Here is a 20,176-nt window from a genome sequence, read left to right as displayed (position 1 = left end):
CAGTTTTTAACCAGCTAAGTCTAGCCACAGGTGCAAGAATGCGAAGCAGGTAGGACTAAGTGACCAGCTATTGAACTATTTATTATTATTTGCGTGGGACTGCCAACTCTGACAAAACTCAATAAAGGTTTTCAGCAGTGGACTCTGATATTTTTCCTTGTGCACCAGTAGCCAGAATCGGCGTTTCATATCTAATGGCATCTCCAGCACCTTGACTCGGCCATCTCTAATCGCAGGTTCAGCAGACAGACGCGATAAGCAACCCAACCCTAAACCCGCAGACACAGAGTTAATCAGCGCTTCAGTGGTATTGAGCTGAAAAGCTTCATGCCATTGCTCGATTCGCGGAGCGATCACACGCAGAAAGAATTCGCGAGAACCTGAACCTGCTTCCCGCAGTATCCACTCGCTGTTTTCCAGCTCTGACAGATTCATCATACCTTTGTGTGCTACCGGATAATCTGGCGCACAGATAACGCACATCTCATCCTCACTGAATTGAGAGGACTGCAGTTCGGGGTGAAGCGTTTTACCCTCGATCAGTGCGATATCCAGCTCATAGTCGGTTAGTTTGTCGCATATCTGCGCCGAGTTGGAAATAAACAGGCTTTGCGAGCGGTGATTAGTATGTTGACGAAAGGCGCTTAGGAGATAAGGCGCGACTTGATTGCCGATGGTATCACTTGCACCAATTCTCAGTTGTCCTGACAGGGCTTGGTCGCCTTCAAATATACTCTCAATGTCTTTGGCTCGGTTTAATAACTCGTCCGCTAAAGGCAGCAACTTTTGTCCTTCCTGATTGAGAATCAGTCGGTTGTTGACCCGATCGAACAGGTGATGCCCAATCTGCTTTTCTAGCTCAGACAGCGCCATACTTACCGCTGCTTTAGAAAGGTAGAGACTCTCCGAGGCGGCAGTCAACGTGTTGTGCTGAGTGATGGTGGTAAACACCTTGAGTTGTTTGAGAGATATATGACTTGCCATAGATCAATGTTTAGTAAATCTGAACGTGTGTTCTAGATAATTAGATATATCGGAACGAAGTGCAAGCGTATTATTAGCGGCATCGAGACTGGCTCTGATTGAGGTTGTTATGATTCAGAAAACAAAAGCAAAACTAATGGCAGCTCCAACGCCGATGGCAGGGTTAGCACTTGGTATTGCAAGTTTGGGTTGGGTTTGGGAAAACTTCGCTGAATTACATGGCTACGGACAGTGGATGAGTGCGGGCATTGCCAGTGTGTTACTCACCATTCTGGCGATTAAATTCCTACTACATCGTCAGCTGTTAAGACAGGATCTTGCTCACCCAGTCGTCGGGAGCGTGGTACCGACTTTTGCAATGGGAACGATGGTGGTTTCTAACTCGTTGGGGCAGTTATTTCCACTTGCGGGCGACACACTATGGTTAGTCGCAATTGTTATGCACATTGTGTTTTTGGTTAGCTTTGTTTACCACCGAGCAAAAGAGTTTGAGTTACACCACATGGTACCGAGCTGGTTTGTACCACCAGTAGGCATCATCGTTGCGGATGTCTCTTTTTCGGGCAATCCGTTTTTGGTTCCCATCGCACATGGTGCATTGATGTTCGGTATGATGGCGTACGCAGTGATGCTTCCGATCATGATTTACCGATTCATGTTTACACAGGAAATTCCCGATGCAGCGAAGCCAACTATGGCGATCTTGGCTGCACCTGCGAGTTTATCTTTGGCTGGGTACTTAACCGTAATTACTACGCCATCGCCTGTCGTTATTGCTATGTTGTTTGGTATTGCGGTGTTGATGACGGCCATCATCTACCTGGCATTCTTTAAACTGCTAAGACTGCCGTTCAGCCCAGGCTATGCGGCGTTTACCTTCCCAATGGTAATTGGTGCAACGGCGTTGTTCAAAATGGCAAACTGGATGGAGACGCAAGGTTTAGCGCCACACTATGTTCAACAAGTGCGAAGTTTGGCGGGTTTAGAACTTATCGTTGCAACTTGTGTTGTTGTGTATGTGGCATTTCAATACGTGAATCACCTGATGATAAAACCGCGAGTTTGGCCGATGGCTCATGTGTAACCTGCCTATTCTGGGGGTGCCACAATTGCCGTTATCTGAGATAGAAAGTGACGCTGAATCACACGCGATTGCTGCGTAATTCAGCGTTTAATAAGCTTTTGTTATTTAACAGATCGAGATATCTGCCAGATTAAATAGGGCTGTGCTAAGCTAGCTAACAGTTTCAATCGGCACTCGGTGTTCCCATTTTGTTTACTGTTTATCACTCCAACCAAGTCGACGTTCTCAAATCACTTCTTGTTGAACTGATTCGAATCAGTCCGCTGGAAAACCCATTCGAAAAAGAACAAATTCTGGTTCAAAGTCCGGGTATGTCACAGTGGTTAAAAATGGAGCTGGCCAAAGAGTTTGGTGTGGCGGCGAACATCGATTTTCCGCTACCTGCAACGTTCATTTGGGAAATGTTCACGCAGGTTCTGCCTGATGTGCCAAAGCGCAGTGCATTTAATAAAGAAGCGATGACATGGAAGTTGATGCACCTGCTGCCGGGGCTTCTAAACCAAGAGACGTTTTCACCGTTGGCGCAATATCTCAAAGACGACAGTGATAACTCCAAGCTGTACCAGCTAGCAGAGAAAATCGCCGATATCTTCGATGGTTACTTGGTGTACCGTCCAGAATGGATTGCAAGTTGGGAAGCGGGTCAGAGTGTGCCAGAGCTGGAAGACGAACATCCGTGGCAGCCAATTTTGTGGCAAGCGCTGTACGATCACACGCTATCACTGGGGCAGTCTCCTTATCACCGCGCCAATCTTTATGAACACTTTATCGACACGTTAGAGAATTTTAATGGCAATTTTGACCATTTACCGAAGCGTTTATTTGTTTTTGGTATTTCCTCTTTGCCGCCACGCTATATGGATGCATTAAAAGCGATTGGTGAGCACATCGATGTGCACTTGATGTTCACTAACCCGTGCCGTTACTACTGGGGTGAGGTTCGGGACCGCAAGTATCTGGCTCGTTTGGCAGCGAAACATCGTCAGCATGTCGTATGGCAGGATGATCACTCTGAAGTACAAGGTGAAACCGAGCAGTTGAAAGGGGCTCTGGAAGACAATGTGATTGATGAACTGCACACCGATGTGGTCGGAAACAGCCTCCTAGCTTCAATGGGGAAATTGGGGCGCGATAACATGTATCTGCTTTCTCAGCTTGAATCCCATGAGATCGAAGCGTTTGTTGATGTCGAGCGCGACAGTCTGATCCATCAATTGCAAGCTGATATCCTGAACCTCGAAGAACATCAAGACGACCAGCAGATTGAAAACAGTCATCACAAGCGGGTAGTTAGCTTGGGCGACAAATCGCTAAGCCTGCACGCTTGTCACAGTCCAATGCGTGAAGTAGAAGTGCTTCATGATCAACTGCTAGCGATGTTTGATGCAGATTCGACCTTAAAGCCACGCGATATTATCGTCATGGTTGCGGACATCAACGCGTACAGTCCCGCGATTCAGACGGTATTTGGTAATGCGCCGGGGGAGCGTTTTATTCCGTATTCGATTTCAGACCGAACGGCGGACCAGGAGAGCCCAATTCTTGCGGCATTCATGCAGTTGGTAAACTTACCGAATACGCGCTGTTTGGCTTCAGAACTACTGGAACTGCTGGAAACTCCGGCGATCTTAAAGCGTTTTGAGCTCAGTGAAGATGATTTCTTACAAGCGAAACTGTGGGTTGAAGAGTCGGGCATTCGTTGGGGGTTAGATGCCAATACCGGACGTGAATTTGAACTGCCGGAAACCCGTCAAAACACGTGGCAGTTTGGTATTCAGAGAATGCTGCTGGGCTATGCGATGCCAGAGTCGGCTGGCTTGTTTGAAACCGAGCAAGGCAGTTTATCTCCGTACAACGAAGTGCAAGGGATGGGAGCCGAACTTGCTGGCAAATTAGCGCACTTTATCCAACAAATCAGCACGTATCGCAGCAAGCTTTCTCATGCTCACACTATCGATGGCTGGCGTGAGACATTAGTATCGCTGCTGGATGACTTCTTCTCGGTCGAGTTAGAAGGTGAAATGGCGCTGAAATCCATTCGCGACACGCTCAGTAATCTTAAAGAACAATTAGCCGATGCGGCATTTGAAGAGGCATTATCTCCTGCGATCATCAGCCAATATCTGCAAGATAAACTGTCTGGCACGCGAGTCAGTCAGCGTTTCCTTGCCGGACAAGTTAACTTTTGCACCCTGATGCCGATGCGTTCGATCCCATTTAGAACGGTCTGCCTGCTCGGAATGAATGACGGTGTTTACCCGCGTTCCATGCCGCCGGAAGGCTTTGACCTGATGACGGGAAGAACTAAGCCGGGTGACCGTTCACGACGGGATGATGACCGTTACCTGTTCCTGGAAGCGATGTTGTCTGCACAGCGAACGCTCTACATCAGTTACGTTGGCCGTTCGATTCAAGACAACACTGAACGCGTCCCTTCGGTGCTGGTTTCTGAGTTGATGGAATACTGTCACCAAAACTACTGCTTAAGCGGAGATGAAGGCTTACCGGTTGATGAGTCTGGCGACAATTTATTGAAAGCTTTAGTGAATGCTCACGCCATGGTGCCATTCAGCCCAAGTGCCTTTCAGGGGATGCACTCCAGCTACGCCAAAGAGTGGATTCCCGCGGCGTTAACCCAGAGTAGCCAATCTCAAGGCTACGTTCGCCGAGATTTCAACCGCGCATTGGACGATTATCTGCTGGGAGCCACGTTCCCACTAGAGCTCGATTTAGTCGAGCTGCAACGTTTCTGGCGTTTACCGGTACAGTACTTTTTCAATCGCCGCTTAAAAGTGGTATTTGAGCCGCCACTGCCAGTCATGGAAGATGATGAACCATTTGTTTTAGGTGGACTGGAAAGCTATCAGATGCGTGATGAGCTTTTAGAAACCTTGCTCGAAACCACGTTGACACAACCAGAGAAGAAAACAGATGTGCTCAAGCACTTTATGAGTCAACAACGTGCGCAAGGTAAGTTACCAGTTGGTGCGTTTGGTGATATCGAGTTTGAAACCAACCGAGTTCAGGCTGAAGAGCTGGTGGACAAACTGACGTTTTTATCTGGTGCACCGCAAGACGATTTAGAAATCGACCTGACCTTTGACTCCCTATTCGAAGGAAATGAGGGTGATGAGAAAAAAGTTCGCCTGACAGGCTGGCTTACTCAGTGTTACCAATCCGGATTGATTCGCTACCGAAGTGGCAGGGTTCGATCGCAGGATTATCTGGCCGCCTGGATTGATCACCTTGCTATGTCAGCATCGGGACATGTTAAGAAAACTCATATCATTGGCTATGACCGCAAAGAAGGTGCGGTGCATTTAATCTACCCAGAAATTGCAGATGCCGCGTATGCCAAGCAGTTACTCACTGAGTTAGTGCGCTTGTTCTTTGAAGGTATGACCAAGCCTTTGCCTTACTTCCCGCAAACTGCGCTGGCATGTGTTGAAGCGGGCTTTAGTCGTGGACATTGGGCTGACGACGAAGAAAAGTCTTTGAAGAAAATGGCAGATACATTCAACGATGGCTACATGAGTTCAGGTGAAGGAAACAACGCCTATATTGCACGTATTTGGCCTGCCTGGAATGATGACTTAGCTACAGAAGTACGTTTAATGACCGCATTGGTACTGCAAGGCGCGCGTTTAGCCGTGCAAGATGCGGACGATATAAAAGCGTAGTAAGGACAGTTGGATAGAGTAAAGGGAGAGTAGGGTGGCCGCCAGAAAATCATTATTTTTTGTAGGGCGTTCGCTGTACGGCCACAAGGTCAGAGGGACCATGATACTTTTGCTTAATTCATTTGAGTGTTGCCGCCTGAAAGGCTTGGCTTATCTCGTGAGGCGCATACTAACGGTGCAACAGATGGATAACCGTGAGAAAGATCCCACAAAGCCCTAAATTATCCAACTTGGTAAACATATAAATAGAATTTTTAACGATAGATCACACTTCTATCAGTTGATAATCCGGAGAGATTCAGCGTTATGGATCAAATGTCAGGTGCAGAGCTACCTAACCATGATTTAGAAGCCACTGGGCAACCGCAGCCAACACCACTAGAAGCGATGATGTTTCCTTTACATGGTGCGAGGTTAATTGAGGCATCCGCGGGTACGGGCAAAACCTTCACTATTGCGGGTTTATACCTGCGCCTTTTGCTTGGTCACGGCAGTGCAGAGACCAAACATCGCGTCCCGCTTACCGTTGATCAAATTCTGGTTGTGACCTTTACCGAAGCGGCGACAGCGGAGTTACGCGATCGTATCAGGGCGAGAATCCATGATGCGCGTATCGCTTTTGCTCGCGGACACAGCTCCGATCCAGTCATTCAGCCTTTGCTTAACGAGTTCGACGATCACAAGCAAGCGGCGGAAATTCTTCTCCAGGCAGAGCGTCAAATGGATGAGGCTGCGGTCTACACCATTCACGGTTTTTGCCAGCGCATGCTGACACAAAATGCTTTTGAATCCGGCAGCCGATTTAATAACGAGTTCGTGACGGACGAAAGCCACCTTAAAGCTCAGGTGGTGGCTGACTATTGGCGACGTAACTTCTACCCATTGCCATTCACTTTAGCGGGGGAAATTCGTCAGTTGTGGGGTTCTCCATCTGCACTGTTGTCTGACATCAGCAATTACTTAACAGGCGCACCGTTAAGCCTTTCTGTACCTGCGATGAAAGGCAGTTTGGCCGATGTTCATACTGAGAATCTGAAAAAAATCGATCAGCTGAAAGCACAATGGCGAGATAGCCAGGATGACTTTTTAGCGCTGATTTCTGATTCAGACATCAACAAACGCAGCTACACCAAAAAGTCTCTGCCGACCTGGTTAGAGGCAGTGAATGCTTGGGCAGCAACAGAAACCACGGGTTACGACTATCCAGACAAGCTGGAAAAGTTTGCGCAAAATATCCTGTCGGAAAAAACACCCAAAGGTAGTGTGCCGCAGCACGCCGTTTTTGAAGCGATTGAGGCTTTTCTTGCCAATCCTATTAGCTTAAAAGCGCCACTGTTGGCTCATGCGATTGAACATTGTCGCGTGATGTTAGCCAGCGCGAAAAATCAGAAGCAATGGCTATCTTTCGATGATTTACTGACTCAACTTTCTGCTTCTATCGATACCGATGAAAGCGAGCTACTGGCTGAGCGAATTCGCACTTTGTATCCGGTCGCGATGATTGATGAATTCCAAGATACCGACCCGTTGCAATACAGTATTTTTAGTCGTATCTATCTGAACAATCCAGAATGCGGTTTGTTTATGATCGGTGACCCGAAACAGGCGATTTATGGTTTCCGTGGCGCAGACATTTTCACTTATATTAAAGCTCGTAACCAAGTAAGTGCCCACTACACGCTAGGAACGAACTGGCGTTCAAGTGCGGATATGGTGCAGGCAGTGAACCAAGTGTTTGCCTTGCCAGACAGCCCATTTATCTATGATTCGGACATTCCTTTCTTACCCGTAAACTACAGTCCAAATGCCGAAAAACGCATTTGGACTATGGGTGGTCAAAAGCAACCAGCACTGACTTATTGGTTGCAAAACGCTGAAGAAAAACCGCTGCCAAAAGGCGAATATTTAACTCGAATGGCAGAGGCAACGGCAAGCCAAATCCAAACCATTTTGACTCAGGCTCAGCAGGGACAAGCGTGTCTGGTGAACGGTGAAAAACAGAAAGCCATTCAAGCCGGCGACATCGCGGTACTGGTTCGCACGGGAAGCGAAGGCCGGATGATTAAGCAAGCGCTGGCAGATCAAGGCATTGCTAGTGTGTACCTGTCCAACCGAGACAGCGTGTTTATTAGCTCGGTGGCTCAAGACTTACAGCGTCTTCTGCAAGCAGTGCTGACCCCGGAAAATGACCGGGCGCTACGTGCCAGTCTCGCCTCTGAACTGTTTGCGCTGGATGCCGCCAGTCTGGATGCACTCAACAATGATGAAATCGTATGGGAAAACGCGGTTAATGAATTCAAAGAGTACCGTAAACTTTGGATTCAGCGTGGTGTGTTACCCATGCTGCGTGCGGTGATCAGTAAACGTCATATTGCTGAACGGTTGTTAGAAGAAGGCGCAAGCTCACAAGGAGAAAATGGTGAGCGAGTACTTACCGATTTAATGCACATTGGTGAGTTGCTTCAGCAAGCCAGTAATGAACTGGACAGCGACCACGGTCTGCTGCGCTGGCTGGCTCAGTCCATTAGCGATGCGGAAAATGGCTTGGGTGGCAGTGACGACCAAATTCAACGTTTGGAATCCGAACGTAATTTGGTACAGATCGTCACCATCCACAAATCAAAAGGTCTGGAGTATGACCTAGTCTTTCTGCCGTTTGTTTTCAGTTACCGAGAAGCCAGCGAAGCCAAATATTACGATGTGGCCAATGACCGTACTGTACTGGATATTACGGGCAATGATGCATCAATGCAGCAAGCGGACAAAGAGCGTCTCGCTGAAGACCTGCGTCTGATATATGTGGCATTAACGCGCGCCGTATATGCCTGCTTTATTGGTGCTTCGCCTTTGCGTAACGGACGCTCAACCAAAGAACCAACGGGTGTTCACCGCAGCGCAATCGGCTATTTGGTGCAAAATGGTCAAGAGGGCGGAATCAACGATTTGTACCAAGGTTTAAAACAGCAGCAAGATAAGCTTGAGTGCGTCGCTTTAGGGGAGCCACCAAAGCAGCTCGAAGAGATGTATGTAGCGCCACAAGAAGAAGTGTGTGATCTCACGGCTAAAGAACTACAAAATCCTATCGACAGAAACTGGCGTATCACCAGTTATTCTGGTTTGGTCAAGCAGGGCTCTCATCAGACTGAACACGACGCCACCATTGAGATTACTGGCTTTGATATTGACTCTTCTGACGAGCAAGATGAAGCCGATTTGGTTGAGCCAGAGCGTTCTATTTTTACCTTCCCAAGAGGAGCGCGCCCGGGCACGTTCCTTCACAGCTTATTCGAGGAAATTGAATTTACTCAGTCAGCAACGGCGGAAGAAAACACGCAAATCATCCTTGGATTGATGGAAAGTGAACAGTTGGATGAAGAGTGGCTGCCAATTTTACAACAGCTAATTGATACCGTACTTGCCACGCCGTTAGACGGTAAGTCATTGCTGCTTAATCAAAAAGCACCATCGCAGCGTCTGGTGGAAATGGAGTTTCTGCTGCCGATTGAAGTGTTGTCCGCACCGTCTCTGAACCGTGTGATTCAACGACATGATCCATTATCTGCAAAAGCCGGGGATTTAGGTTTCCAGACGGTTCAAGGCATGCTCAAAGGCTTTATCGACTTGGTGTTTGAGCATCAAGGCAATTACTACGTGCTGGACTGGAAATCGAACCACCTTGGCGACGATGTAACTCACTACCATGGTGAAGCACTAAAATCTGCCATGGCGGATCACCGTTACGATTTGCAGTATCAGATTTATGCCTTAGCACTGCATCGTTTCTTGCGTAGCCGTCTTGCCAATTATCAATACGATCAACACTTTGGTGGCGTTTATTACTTATTCTTGCGTGGTATGGACGGACAAAGTGATCACGGTATTTTTGCCGCCAAACCAACCTTGGCGTTTTTACAAGAGATGGATCGTTTGATTGATGGTCAAACGTTGGAAATGCGATCGACTCAAGCTGGGCAGATGGAGCTACTTTAATGACGACAAATCACAATCTTCAATCTGACCAATTAAGCCTGATGTCTACGCTCGAACGTTTGGCGCACAGAGGTGCCATTCGTCAGCTCGACTACCAGTTTGCACGATTTATTGATGCTCAATGTAGTAATGAGCAAGGTGAGCGGCAAACTGAACGTCAGGCACTGGCGTTTATCGCTGGTGTCGTCAGTAGCGAGCTCGGCAAAGGACACATTTGTTTGCCTCTGTTTGATGCTCAGGGGCAGCCTACTGACTTTGCCAGTAAATTAGGGTTGTTTGGTGAGTCGGCATTGGCGCTCAATACTCAACTGCAAGGTATTGACTGGATTACAGTATTGCAAAGTTCCATATTGGTAGGTGTGCAGGGGGAAGCCTTGCCGCTAATGTTCGATGGTGAGCGTTTGTATCTGCATCGTTACTGGCACTATGAAGTGACACTGGCAGAAAAACTCAATCAATTGGGCGCGGCGGTTAACTTGCAGCCAAAAGAGTTTGCGCGTTTATCTGAGCTGCTTAACCATTTGTTTGCAAGGCAATATCATTTTCTTTTTAACGCATTAGTCAAAGCCACTGAAGCGGGTAATAACAACCAAGTTGTACGTCAACAAATGGTATGTGACCATCTTGATGTCGTCGCAAACGATGCACTTAACTGGTCAGCGATTGATGCTGTTTTAAGTCAGGCCAAGAAAGTTCAGGACTTACATTCACTGGATGAATTAGTGCCACTTTCTACGTGTGTAAACTGGCAAAAAGTTGCGGCTGCGGTAGCGTTAACCCGTCGATTTGCTGTGATTTCTGGTGGACCGGGAACCGGTAAAACGACCACGGTAACCAAATTGCTTGCCGCCCTTATTGAGCAGGCTGCACAAGAGAAGAATCTAACCATCAAGCTGGTGGCTCCGACGGGTAAAGCGGCTGCACGATTAACCGAGTCAATTGGTAAAGCAGTGCAAGAGCTACCCGTTTCTCCGGAGTTAAAAACCAAAATTCCAACTGAATCGAGCACGTTACATCGCTTGCTAGGCGCGATTCCAAACAGCGCTGAGTTTCGTCACAACAAGCAGAATCCTCTGCATCTGGATATTCTAGTGATAGATGAAGCCTCGATGGTTGATTTACCCATGATGTACAAAGTGGTCGATGCGTTACCTAAACATGCTCGACTGATTCTGCTTGGCGACAAAGACCAGCTCGCCTCGGTAGACGCGGGGGCAGTGTTGGGTGATATTTGCTCGTTCCACGCTTTGGGTTATGGCAAAGAGCAGGCTTCGGCCATCGCAAAGCTGACCGGCTTTGATACCTTAGCGCACAGTAGCAACAGTGCGTCCAGTATTGCCGATAGTCTGTGCATGCTGCAAAAGAGTTACCGATTCGATGCGCGTTCGGGGATTGGACAGTTGGCAAAAGCGATTAACTCAGGTTCTGCTTCTAGCGTTGATAATGTGTGGGCGCGAGACTTTTCAGATATCGAGCATTTTGCCTTGAGCAGCCAAAACTACAATCAGATGATGCAGACGTTAGTGCAGGAATACGGTCGTTATCTAAAGCGTATTGGGCAGCAAGAGCAGGATCCAAATACTGGAGAACCTGAAACGTTAACCCGAAAAGCTAAAGCAGTGTTAGATACGTTTAATCAATGTCGTCTACTGTGTGCAATTCGTGAAGGGGATTTCGGTGTGGCTGGTTTAAACCAGCGGATAGAGAAAGCACTCGCAGCGCGTAAGCTGATTCAGGTACAGGATGAGATTTGGTATCACGGCAGGCCAGTGATGGTTACACGAAATGATCACGGTCTCGGGTTGTATAACGGTGATATTGGGATTTGTATGCGGGATGACAGCGAAGAAGAACCGCGTTTGAAAGTCTTTTTCGAGTTACCTGATGGAAGCGTTAAGTCGGTACTGCCAAGTCGGGTACCGGAGCATGAAACGGCTTACGCCATGACAATCCATAAATCGCAGGGCAGTGAATTTGATTACACCCTGATGATTCTGCCACCGGACTTTAGCCCGATATTAACCCGCGAGCTGATATACACTGGTATAACCCGGGCGAAGAAACGCTTAGCGCTTTACGCTGAGCTGAATGTGCTTAAACGAGGCATAAAGGTCAAAACGACTCGTGCCAGTGGGCTGATCCAGCGACTAGCCAGCTAAAACAAAAAGACCGAGTATTCAACTCGGTCTTTTAATTGTCTATAAATCCAGAGCTAAGATTTTTGATTTACGCTGGAAGTTGTACAGGCCTTGCTTCGCTCCCGGTAAATAATCGACGCCAACTTCGTAAAAGCCCTGTTCTCTGAACCAGTGCAGGCTGTGGGTTGTGAGTACGAAGATCTGGTTGATTTTCTCTGACTTTGAACGGTGCTTCATGTAATTCAGTAATAGTAAACCACGGTTGCCGTCGCGGTAATCGGGATGAATCGCCACACAGGCCATCTCCGCTTTACGTTCTTCTGCGTATGGGTATAACGCGGCACAGCCAATGATCAAGCCATCTTTTTCGATGATGGTGAATTTGCCAATCTCTTGTTCCAATTGCTCGCGTGAACGTCTAACTAATATGCCTTGCTCTTCCAGTGGACGGATTAAGTCTAAAATCCCCCCAATGTCATCGATATTGGCTTGGCGGACTTGCTCTGCGCTGGCCATGACGACTTGAGTACCGATACCATCGAAAGAGAAGAGTTCCTGAATTAAGGCGCCATCGACTTTATAACTGATCAAGTGGCTGCGCGGTACGCCCGCACGGCAAGCTGCGATCGAGCCTTTTAAGAAACGCAGGGTTCCGGTATTGTAGTCGGAATCTGGCGAGGCTTTTTCTGTCAAAGTTTTAATAACATGCTCAGCTTCGATAGGAAGCAGTTCCGCGACAGCATTGCCGTTGTCATCAATAACACCTTGTTCAGAGCAGAAGCCGATTAACTTGTCTGCACCAAGCTTAATTGCAAGCTGTGTTGCGACCTCTTCGGAGAGTAGGTTGAAACATTCTCCGGTCACAGAACTGGCGATAGGGCCAAGCAACACAATGGAACCTTGATCTAAGGTGCGGTTTATGGCTTCAGTGTCGATACGGCGAATTCGTCCGCTGTGACAGTAATCTACACCGTCATCCACGCCTAAAGGCTGCGCAATAACGTAGTTACCCGTGACGACGCTTAATTGCGTTCCTGCCATTGGAGTGTTGTTCAGACTCATAGATAGACGAGCCGTGATTGCCAGTTGAAGCTGACCTGCGGCTTGCATAACTACTGACAAAGCATGTTCATCAGTCACGCGGATGTTCTTATGGTATGGTGTAGTAAGGCCCTGTTTCGCCAATAATTGGTTAATTTGCGGACGAGCGCCATAAACCACCACCACTTTAATGCCCAAACTGTGCATTAAAGCAATGTCATTGATAATGTTGCCAAAGTTGTTGTGGGCGACCGCTTCTCCGCCAAGCATGATCACCATGGTTTTGCCACGGTGTGCATTTACATAGGGAGTTGATTGACGGAACCCTTTGACGAGAGCGGTGCTACGAATTTTCACTACAGCCATTTCCTTGTGTTTATTTATGCTTGAATAATGTCTTTTTATTCATCTTATGGCAAGGTGATTTTTTACTGATAAAGAACAAAAATATAGAGAGCCGTACTTTATCGAGCAAAGAGGGAAAAGTTACAATGAGGACTCTTTTCCCAACTGGTGAGGCCCATGCCTTCAGCGGCCAGCTATTGTGTGCCTTGGCCGTTTATTTGGCAGCTGTTATTTCACACATTCTCTGGACAATTCTGACTTTCATCTGCTGCTATCATGTTGTTAATTCAAACTTAAGCGGGTGAAATCGCAGCATCTAAAGTCGTTGACTTAATATTGATACAATTTGATGCTGCTTTCCAATTGCGCGGCTTGATTTTGTTTGCCATCCTTTTGCTATCTTTTATTACGGAATAATCACGTGCTAAAAAAACTCATTCCTATTGTTTCTTTAAGCCTGCTGTTTGGTTGTGCTCAGACGAGTGAAAAAAACGTTCTCGCTAAGCAAGACCTTGATGCTGAGTTTCCTCAAATTCTTAATCAAGTCGATGTGGTTAAGTCGAATAAACCCCGCGACTTTACCGAGTTCAACAAGCAAGTAGAGCAGGTTTTGATAAAATCGCCATCTATGGCGAAGATGTACCAACCGCTATATCACCGGCTGAGTGAATGGGCACAACAGAGTGGTGATACCACTGTACTCAGCGCCTACGGAATTCAAGCGGCGCAGCTTGGTGGCGGTGATAAAAAGGGCAACGTGCTGTTCACGGGGTATTTCTCTCCGGTAATGGAATTACGCCATAAGCCAAATAACACTTTCAAATACCCAGTGTATGGCAAGCCTGATTGTTCTTCTGACTGCCCGACTCGCGCTGAGATATACGATGGTGCATTAGACGGCAAAGGCTTGGTGTTAGGTTATGCGCCTAATCGAATCGACCCATTTATGATGGAAGTGCAGGGCAGCGGATACGTGCATTTTGAAGACGACGACACTCTGGAATACTTTGCCTATGCAGGAAAGAACAACAAAGCGTATGTGAGTATCGGAAAAGTCTTGATTGAACGTGGTGAAGTACCGCGTGAAGAGATGTCCATGAAAGCGATTAAAGATTGGGTGCTGGCTAACGATGAAGCCACCGTTCGTGAGCTGTTGGAGCAAAACCCATCTTACGTGTTCTTTGCACCTAAGGCGGAAGCGCCAGTGACGGGCGCGGCTGGCATTCCACTGTTGCCAATGGCAGCGGTGGCGGGTGACCGTTCGATTTTGCCAATGGGCACTCCGGTTCTGGCTGAAGTCCCACTACTCAATGAAGACGGAACCTGGAGTGGCGTTCACCAACTTCGCATTCTGCTTGTACTCGACACAGGCGGTGCGGTGAAACGCAATCACCTCGATCTTTATCATGGTATCGGAGCAAGAGCGGGAACCGAAGCTGGACACTACAAACACTTTGGCCGTGTTTGGAAACTAGGATTGGAAAACACTCCGACTCAAGCGCCTTGGGCTTTGCCGCCAGAAAAGTTACAATAGCGGGCTGAAAAGAGAGAGGAACGTCCTCTTGTCTAGACATTTTCTCAAAGAGTGCGTATAAATCGCACTCTTTGTTTTTCTATCGATCATCTGGATTTCAATATGCGCGAACTCGATACTCCGGCCTCTGACAATTACAATCAACGCTTCGGCGGCACTCGTCGTCTTTACGGCAATAGCGAAGTCGAAATTCTTCGTGCGGCACATGTGTGTGTGATTGGTATTGGTGGTGTTGGTTCATGGGCGGTAGAAGCGCTGGCACGTACGGGTATTGGTGAGCTGACGCTGATTGATATGGACGATGTGTGTGTGACGAACATTAACCGTCAAATTCATGCTATGTCTGGTACGGTTGGCCAAAGCAAAATTGAAGTGATGGCAGAGCGCGTTAAACTGATCAACCCGGAATGTAAGGTGAATCTGATTGACGATTTCATTACGCCAGACAACCAGCATGAGTACTTGAGCAAAGAGTTCGATTACGTGTTGGATGCGATCGACAGTGTGAAAGCAAAAGCTTCTCTATTGGCTTACTGCCGCAGTAACAAGATCAAAGTGATCACGACTGGTGGCGCTGGTGGTCAGCTTGACCCAACACAAATCATGGTGGCGGATCTGACAAAGACGATTCAGGACCCGCTCGCTAAAAAGATAAAAGATACTTTGCGTCGTCATCATAACTTTCCGAAGAATCCTGCGCGTAAATTTGGCATTGACTGCGTATTCTCTACCGAGCAGCTAAAATATCCTCAAGCGGATGGTTCAGTCTGTGGCGTGAAGTCTACTGCAGAAGGCCCGAAACGAATGGACTGCGCAAGCGGATTTGGTGCGGCTACAGTGGTGACGGCAACATTCGGTTTTGTTGCGGTTTCACGCATTGTAGAAAAGCTGATCCAAAAGTATAAGAAGTAGTAAGACAGAGAAGTAAGCATTATGACTGATTTTCCAGTTTCCCCATTTGGATCCGAGATCACCAGTGACGATATTGTCGCGACGATGCAGCAATTTAAAGGCTGGGAAGATCGCTATCGTCAGGTTATCCAGTGGGGTAAGAAACTGCCCCAAATGCCTGACGAGCTGAAATCTGAACAAGTTACGGTATCAGGCTGTGAAAGCTTAGTTTGGCTGGTTAGTCAGGAGCAGGATGGTGTGTGGCATTTCTGCGCTGATTCTGATGCGAGAATTGTCCGTGGTTTGATTGCATTAGTGATGGCCGCGTATGACGGAAAAACCGCTGAGCAAATTCAGGCTTTCGACATTGACGCGTATTTTGAGCAGTTAGGTTTGATTGCACACTTAAGCCCATCTCGTGGCAATGGTCTGAAGGCGATTGTTGAAGAAATAAAGGTCCTAGGTGACTAGGTCCTAGGTTTTCTTGCTGTGAGTTGATTAGAAAACAGTAAGTATTGTGCTGGCTGTTTGGGAATACGGAGCGCTTCGCTTACGGATGACGGAAAGAGAAATAAAATCTGTATTCAGTAATCGGTATTCCCAAAAAGCAAACCAAAGAATTTAAGTGTATCGCTTTATTTCCAACAATCTCCCTCTAGGCCCTAGAACCTAGGATCCTAGAACCTTATTTCAAAGCATCTCGACCGCTTTCTTTACCGCCGCAATCAGCCTATCCACATCTTCTTCAGTGTTATAAATCCCAAAAGATACGCGTACGGTTCCTTTAACCTTAAGTGCATCCATTAACGGATGGGCACAGTGGTGTCCGGCACGTACTGCAATACCTTGCTGGTCTAGCAGTGTGTCGATGTCCTGATGGTGCACGCCATCCATCACAAATGTCAGTACCGATGCGTTCGGCTGGTAGCCAAGAATCAGAATATCATCCAATTGGCTAAGTGCTTGATAGGCTTTGTTTTGTAGAGCATGCAGGTGATCTTCCACTTCTTGATGATCAAACCCCTGATACCACTCAATGGCTTTTGCGAGCGCAATAGCGCCAGCGACGTTCGGAGTGCCCGCTTCGAATTTTCCGGGTAACGCAGAAAAGGTGGTCTTTTCAAACGATACTCTCTCGACCATTTTCCCGCCGCCGTGCCATGGAGGCATAGCTTCTAATAGCGCTAATTTACCGTAAAGCACGCCAATTCCTGCTGGGGCATAAAGTTTGTGGCCGGAGAAAACGTAAAAATCGATGTCCACTTCAGCAAGGTTCAGCTGCTCGTGCACGATACCTTGTGCGCCGTCCACCACGACAACTGCACCGAATTGATGTGCAAGGGACGTAATTTCTTCGATAGGTTGACGTGAGCCAGTGACGTTAGTGATCTGAGCGCAAGCAACGATCTTACAGCGTTCAGACAGAAGTGCTTTAAACGCATCCATATCAAACTGGCAGTCAGAAGTCATTGGGATCTTAACGACTTTGGCGCCGGTTTGCTCAGCAACAATTTGCCATGGGACGATGTTGGCGTGATGCTCCATTTCACTGATTAATATCTCGTCGCCCGGTTTTAAAGTGCTTCGCGCATAAGTCTGGGCAATCAAGTTGAGAGCTTCTGTCGCACCGCGTGTCCAGATGATCTCTTTTGAGCTGGCAGCACCAATAAAGCGGGTCACGGTTTCACGAGCCGCTTCGAACTGGCTGGTAGCATTGGCCGTTAAGCTATGACTGCCACGATGTACATTGGCATTTTGAGCACTGTAATAGTGAGTGATCACGTCAATCACGCATTGAGGCTTTTGCGTGGTCGCAGCACTATCAAGATAGACCAATGGCGTGTCATTAATTGACTGATTTAAAGCGGGAAACTGCTTGCGAACCGCATTGATGTCAAACATTACTCGTCACCAATCTTGTGGTAATGAAGCGTAGGAATGGTCACCATAGGTTCAGCGATGGTCCAGGCATGCTTTTTCCCTGACAACTTGATGATTACTTCCATCGCGAACTCTAACGCTGTGCCCGGCCCCTGGCTGGTGATCAGGTTATGGTTGATATCGATAGTCACGCGTTTACTGCGCCAGCAGGCTTCAGGAATGTGTGACTGGAAGCTAGGGTGACAAGTCATCAGGGCTCCCGGGAAGAGATCATGATGCTGTAACACCAGAGCCGGGGCAGCACAGATAGCGGCAACCAATTTGCCTTCGTAAATGTGTTGTTTGAGGATTTCTATCATTACCGTGCTGTCGCGAAACACTTCTGATCCACCTACACCGCCTGGAAGCGCAATCACATCAAACTCGTCATCGGCAATATCAACCAGCTTACAATCTGCTGTTAATGTGACACCACGAGAAGCTTTCATTGTCAAAGCACCGTCGAAAGCAGCACTGGCTACAGTCACGTCATACCCGGCACGCACCATCATATCGATGATTGTGACGGCTTCCATTTCTTCGGTTCCTGGCGCGATAGGCACTAAGATTTTTACACTCATTTTTCTGTCCAGCTTTGTTCTATCTGTTTAATGCGTTGGTAAAGATTCAAGTTTTCAGGCGTATCGATGTGGTGGTTCTCTGCAGCGCGCAGTAGATATCCTGTAATAAAGTCAATTTCAGTCCGGCGCTGGTGAACAACATCTTGTCTCATTGAAGAATAGTTTTCCGCAGTAGAGTTGATGACTTGCATGATGGTAGCGAACAGGCTTTCGAACTCAACATCAATCCCTTCTTTGTTCATAACGTTAACCAATTCATGTGTAATGTTTCGCAGCCTCTCATGAAACTCTTGCTGTGCAAGCTCGCCATTTTTGCATTGATGAATCGCCGTTAATGGATTTATCGCACAGTTTATAGCGAGTTTAGTCCACAATGCCGTATTGATATTTGGGTTCCATCTCACTTCGGGAAGGGCGTGATTCATCACATCCTGTAAAAACTGACATTGCTCACCTGAGCTGTTAAAGCCTCCGATTTGCGTGATGCCATGGCCTGTATGTAACACTTGCTGTTTGCAGGGTTTGTAGGCGCCGTGAGTCGTGGTCGCTAAAACGATCGGATTGTTTTTAAGCGTTTCTGAGACACGTTGTGCGGTACCCATGCCGTTATGCATTAACATCACAATGGTATCAGGGTTGATATGCGCAAGTAGGGGACGAATCGCTTCTTCGACCTGCCATGCTTTGACTGTCACAACAATCAAGTCTGCATTCTTTACATCTGGAAGGTGATGATTCGGAAAGGTGTCAACGGCTGTGTCATCAAGCTGCAATTTGAGCTGAGATTCTGAGGTCCTGCTCCACAGAGACACATGATGTCCAGCTTGCTTTAATTTTGTTGCCCAGAGTGAGCCGACAGCTCCGGGACCTAAGATGACAATATTCACCCAACGCTCTCATTAAAAAGGTTTTATGCAAGGATAATGAGGGGGAAAAGGAAAGCAAATAAAAATGGCGCCAGTCAGCGCCATTTTTGCAGAAACTTATTGGTTCAATTAGAACTTGTAAGTTACAGAGAAGTAGTGACCAACGCCTGATGAGTCGTTTTTCACTGCAGGGTTCCATGGCACGCCAGCGCCGTCTTCGAAACCATATACGTCTTTAAATAGTTTCAGACCGTAACCTACAGCGTAGCGCTCTGAGTGCCAGTAAATGCCGTTGAACATTGCAAGGCCATCATCAGACTGAGAGTACTTGTCTTCCATACCAAATTGGTAATCTAAGTAACCTTGGTAAGAAATGAATGAACCGTTATCGAAGAAGTAGAAAGGTTTGAACCAGTTAGTCGATAGTTGGAAACCATTCCAGTCTTTTACTGAGTTATCGTAGTTTCCGTATAGGTTTAGACCCATTTTGCCAAACCAAGGAACCATAACATCTGAACCAAGACCGATTTTGTACTGAGCTTCAGTCGCGCCACCGTACATAACGTTTTCTGTAGCGATGTATAATTCTTGTACTGGGCCAAAAGAAAGGTCTTTACCTGTTACAGCGTCCAGAGACATACGCGGAGCAAATTTCATGAACAGTTTGTCAGAACCTGACTTGTCGCTGCTGCTATCGCCAGTGATGTTGAAGTAATCGACGTAACCGTACAAATCAAAGATACCTGAGCGACCACCAAACTCCATCTCTAGGTAATCGTGAGATGAGTCCTCACCAGGACCTTTTTCATCTACAGCGTACATTAGGTTGAACTGTAGCCACTTGTAATCGTTCTTGTGGATATCGCCGTCAGAGTAATCAGCAGCCAGAACTGGAGCTGAAGTAGCCGCTAGAAGGCTAAGAGCTAAAAGTGATTTACGCATAAGGGACTCTCTATGTTTGTAATGTTTTAGAATATGCAATCTAAGCTGCGTTTTCCAAGTGGCGGGAATAATAGCGATAATAATCCCAAAATAAAGTGATAAAACGTGCAAAATAAAACCTTTTTAGTGATTTGAATCACGAAATTGTTTTTATTTACGGAACTTTTAGTTATTTGCAGT

The 20,176-nt window shown here is 47.2% G+C and carries 13 protein-coding genes; 7 read left to right on the top strand and 6 right to left on the bottom strand.

Features of this window, described 5'->3' with window-relative positions:
* Window positions 1-75: 75 nt before the first annotated feature.
* Window positions 76-984, bottom strand: a complete 909-nt coding sequence (locus ACWYU8_RS03275) for a LysR family transcriptional regulator (protein ID WP_457517106.1) — start codon at window positions 982-984, stop codon at window positions 76-78.
* 109 nt (window positions 985-1,093) lie between these two features.
* Here ACWYU8_RS03275 and ACWYU8_RS03270 point away from each other — a divergent pair, with 109 nt between their 5' ends.
* From ACWYU8_RS03270 to recD, 4 genes are all read left to right on the top strand, one after another.
* The gene (locus ACWYU8_RS03270) at window positions 1,094-2,068 is read left to right on the top strand and encodes a TDT family transporter (RefSeq protein ID WP_457517104.1); all 975 of its coding nucleotides are present in this window, start codon (window positions 1,094-1,096) and stop codon (window positions 2,066-2,068) included.
* 188 nt (window positions 2,069-2,256) lie between these two features.
* Entirely contained in the window at window positions 2,257-5,748 is a 3,492-nt protein-coding gene (gene recC / locus ACWYU8_RS03265) for an exodeoxyribonuclease V subunit gamma (RefSeq protein ID WP_457517102.1), read from the top strand.
* Between the two features lie 315 nt (window positions 5,749-6,063).
* Window positions 6,064-9,738: an exodeoxyribonuclease V subunit beta gene (gene recB / locus ACWYU8_RS03260; protein ID WP_457517338.1), complete on the top strand. Its 3,675-nt coding sequence runs from the start codon at window positions 6,064-6,066 to the stop codon at window positions 9,736-9,738.
* A complete protein-coding gene (recD, locus tag ACWYU8_RS03255; RefSeq protein WP_457517100.1) occupies window positions 9,738-11,897 on the top strand; it encodes an exodeoxyribonuclease V subunit alpha in 2,160 nt (719 codons plus the stop codon). Before recB ends, recD begins: the two co-directional genes overlap by 1 nt.
* A gap of 39 nt (window positions 11,898-11,936) precedes the next feature.
* Here the strand turns inward: recD and argA are convergent, their stop codons facing one another.
* Window positions 11,937-13,274 (bottom strand): amino-acid N-acetyltransferase, encoded by a 1,338-nt coding sequence (argA, locus tag ACWYU8_RS03250; protein ID WP_457517098.1) that lies wholly within the window; start codon window positions 13,272-13,274, stop codon window positions 11,937-11,939.
* A 409-nt stretch (window positions 13,275-13,683) separates the two neighbouring features.
* On the opposite strand from argA, the gene mltA reads away from it, so the two are divergent.
* From mltA to csdE, 3 genes are all read left to right on the top strand, one after another.
* Window positions 13,684-14,796, top strand: coding sequence for a murein transglycosylase A (mltA, locus tag ACWYU8_RS03245; protein ID WP_457517096.1), 1,113 nt, complete (start codon window positions 13,684-13,686; stop codon window positions 14,794-14,796).
* A 102-nt stretch (window positions 14,797-14,898) separates the two neighbouring features.
* Window positions 14,899-15,708, top strand: coding sequence for a tRNA cyclic N6-threonylcarbamoyladenosine(37) synthase TcdA (gene tcdA, locus ACWYU8_RS03240; RefSeq protein WP_444494971.1), 810 nt, complete (start codon window positions 14,899-14,901; stop codon window positions 15,706-15,708).
* 21 nt (window positions 15,709-15,729) lie between these two features.
* Entirely contained in the window at window positions 15,730-16,158 is a 429-nt protein-coding gene (csdE, locus tag ACWYU8_RS03235; RefSeq protein WP_457517094.1) for a cysteine desulfurase sulfur acceptor subunit CsdE, read from the top strand.
* 219 nt (window positions 16,159-16,377) lie between these two features.
* Here the strand turns inward: csdE and csdA are convergent, their stop codons facing one another.
* The 4 genes from csdA to ACWYU8_RS03215 all read right to left on the bottom strand — a co-directional run bounded on the left by csdA (window position 16,378) and on the right by ACWYU8_RS03215 (window position 19,996).
* Window positions 16,378-17,589 (bottom strand): cysteine desulfurase CsdA, encoded by a 1,212-nt coding sequence (gene csdA, locus ACWYU8_RS03230; RefSeq protein WP_457517092.1) that lies wholly within the window; start codon window positions 17,587-17,589, stop codon window positions 16,378-16,380.
* Window positions 17,589-18,188, bottom strand: a complete 600-nt coding sequence (locus ACWYU8_RS03225) for a DJ-1 family glyoxalase III (RefSeq protein WP_457517090.1) — start codon at window positions 18,186-18,188, stop codon at window positions 17,589-17,591. Before ACWYU8_RS03225 ends, csdA begins: the two co-directional genes overlap by 1 nt.
* Window positions 18,185-19,075: a 2-dehydropantoate 2-reductase gene (gene panE, locus ACWYU8_RS03220; protein ID WP_457517088.1), complete on the bottom strand. Its 891-nt coding sequence runs from the start codon at window positions 19,073-19,075 to the stop codon at window positions 18,185-18,187. The genes ACWYU8_RS03225 and panE overlap by 4 nt, the downstream gene beginning before the upstream one ends.
* Window positions 19,076-19,183: 108 nt before the next feature.
* Window positions 19,184-19,996 (bottom strand): nucleoside-specific channel-forming Tsx family protein, encoded by an 813-nt coding sequence (locus tag ACWYU8_RS03215; RefSeq protein WP_457517086.1) that lies wholly within the window; start codon window positions 19,994-19,996, stop codon window positions 19,184-19,186.
* Between the last annotated feature and the right edge of the window lie 180 nt (window positions 19,997-20,176).

The sequence above is a fragment of the Vibrio limimangrovi genome (assembly GCF_054064025.1).
Note: the sequence above shows the minus strand (reverse complement) of the source record. Positions and strands in the feature narration are given on the sequence as shown.

What these genes read in the sequence shown, in the direction of transcription:
- ACWYU8_RS03275 (WP_457517106.1), bottom strand. Translation starts at nt 984, where the DNA reads ATGGCAAGTCATATATCTCTCAAACAACTCAAGGTGTTTACCACCATC.
- ACWYU8_RS03270 (WP_457517104.1), top strand. Translation starts at nt 1,094, where the DNA reads ATGATTCAGAAAACAAAAGCAAAACTAATGGCAGCTCCAACGCCGATG.
- recB (WP_457517338.1), top strand. Translation starts at nt 6,064, where the DNA reads ATGTCAGGTGCAGAGCTACCTAACCATGATTTAGAAGCCACTGGGCAA.
- recD (WP_457517100.1), top strand. Translation starts at nt 9,738, where the DNA reads ATGACGACAAATCACAATCTTCAATCTGACCAATTAAGCCTGATGTCT.
- tcdA (WP_444494971.1), top strand. Translation starts at nt 14,899, where the DNA reads ATGCGCGAACTCGATACTCCGGCCTCTGACAATTACAATCAACGCTTC.
- csdE (WP_457517094.1), top strand. Translation starts at nt 15,730, where the DNA reads ATGACTGATTTTCCAGTTTCCCCATTTGGATCCGAGATCACCAGTGAC.
- csdA (WP_457517092.1), bottom strand. Translation starts at nt 17,589, where the DNA reads ATGTTTGACATCAATGCGGTTCGCAAGCAGTTTCCCGCTTTAAATCAG.
- ACWYU8_RS03225 (WP_457517090.1), bottom strand. Translation starts at nt 18,188, where the DNA reads ATGAGTGTAAAAATCTTAGTGCCTATCGCGCCAGGAACCGAAGAAATG.
- ACWYU8_RS03215 (WP_457517086.1), bottom strand. Translation starts at nt 19,996, where the DNA reads ATGCGTAAATCACTTTTAGCTCTTAGCCTTCTAGCGGCTACTTCAGCT.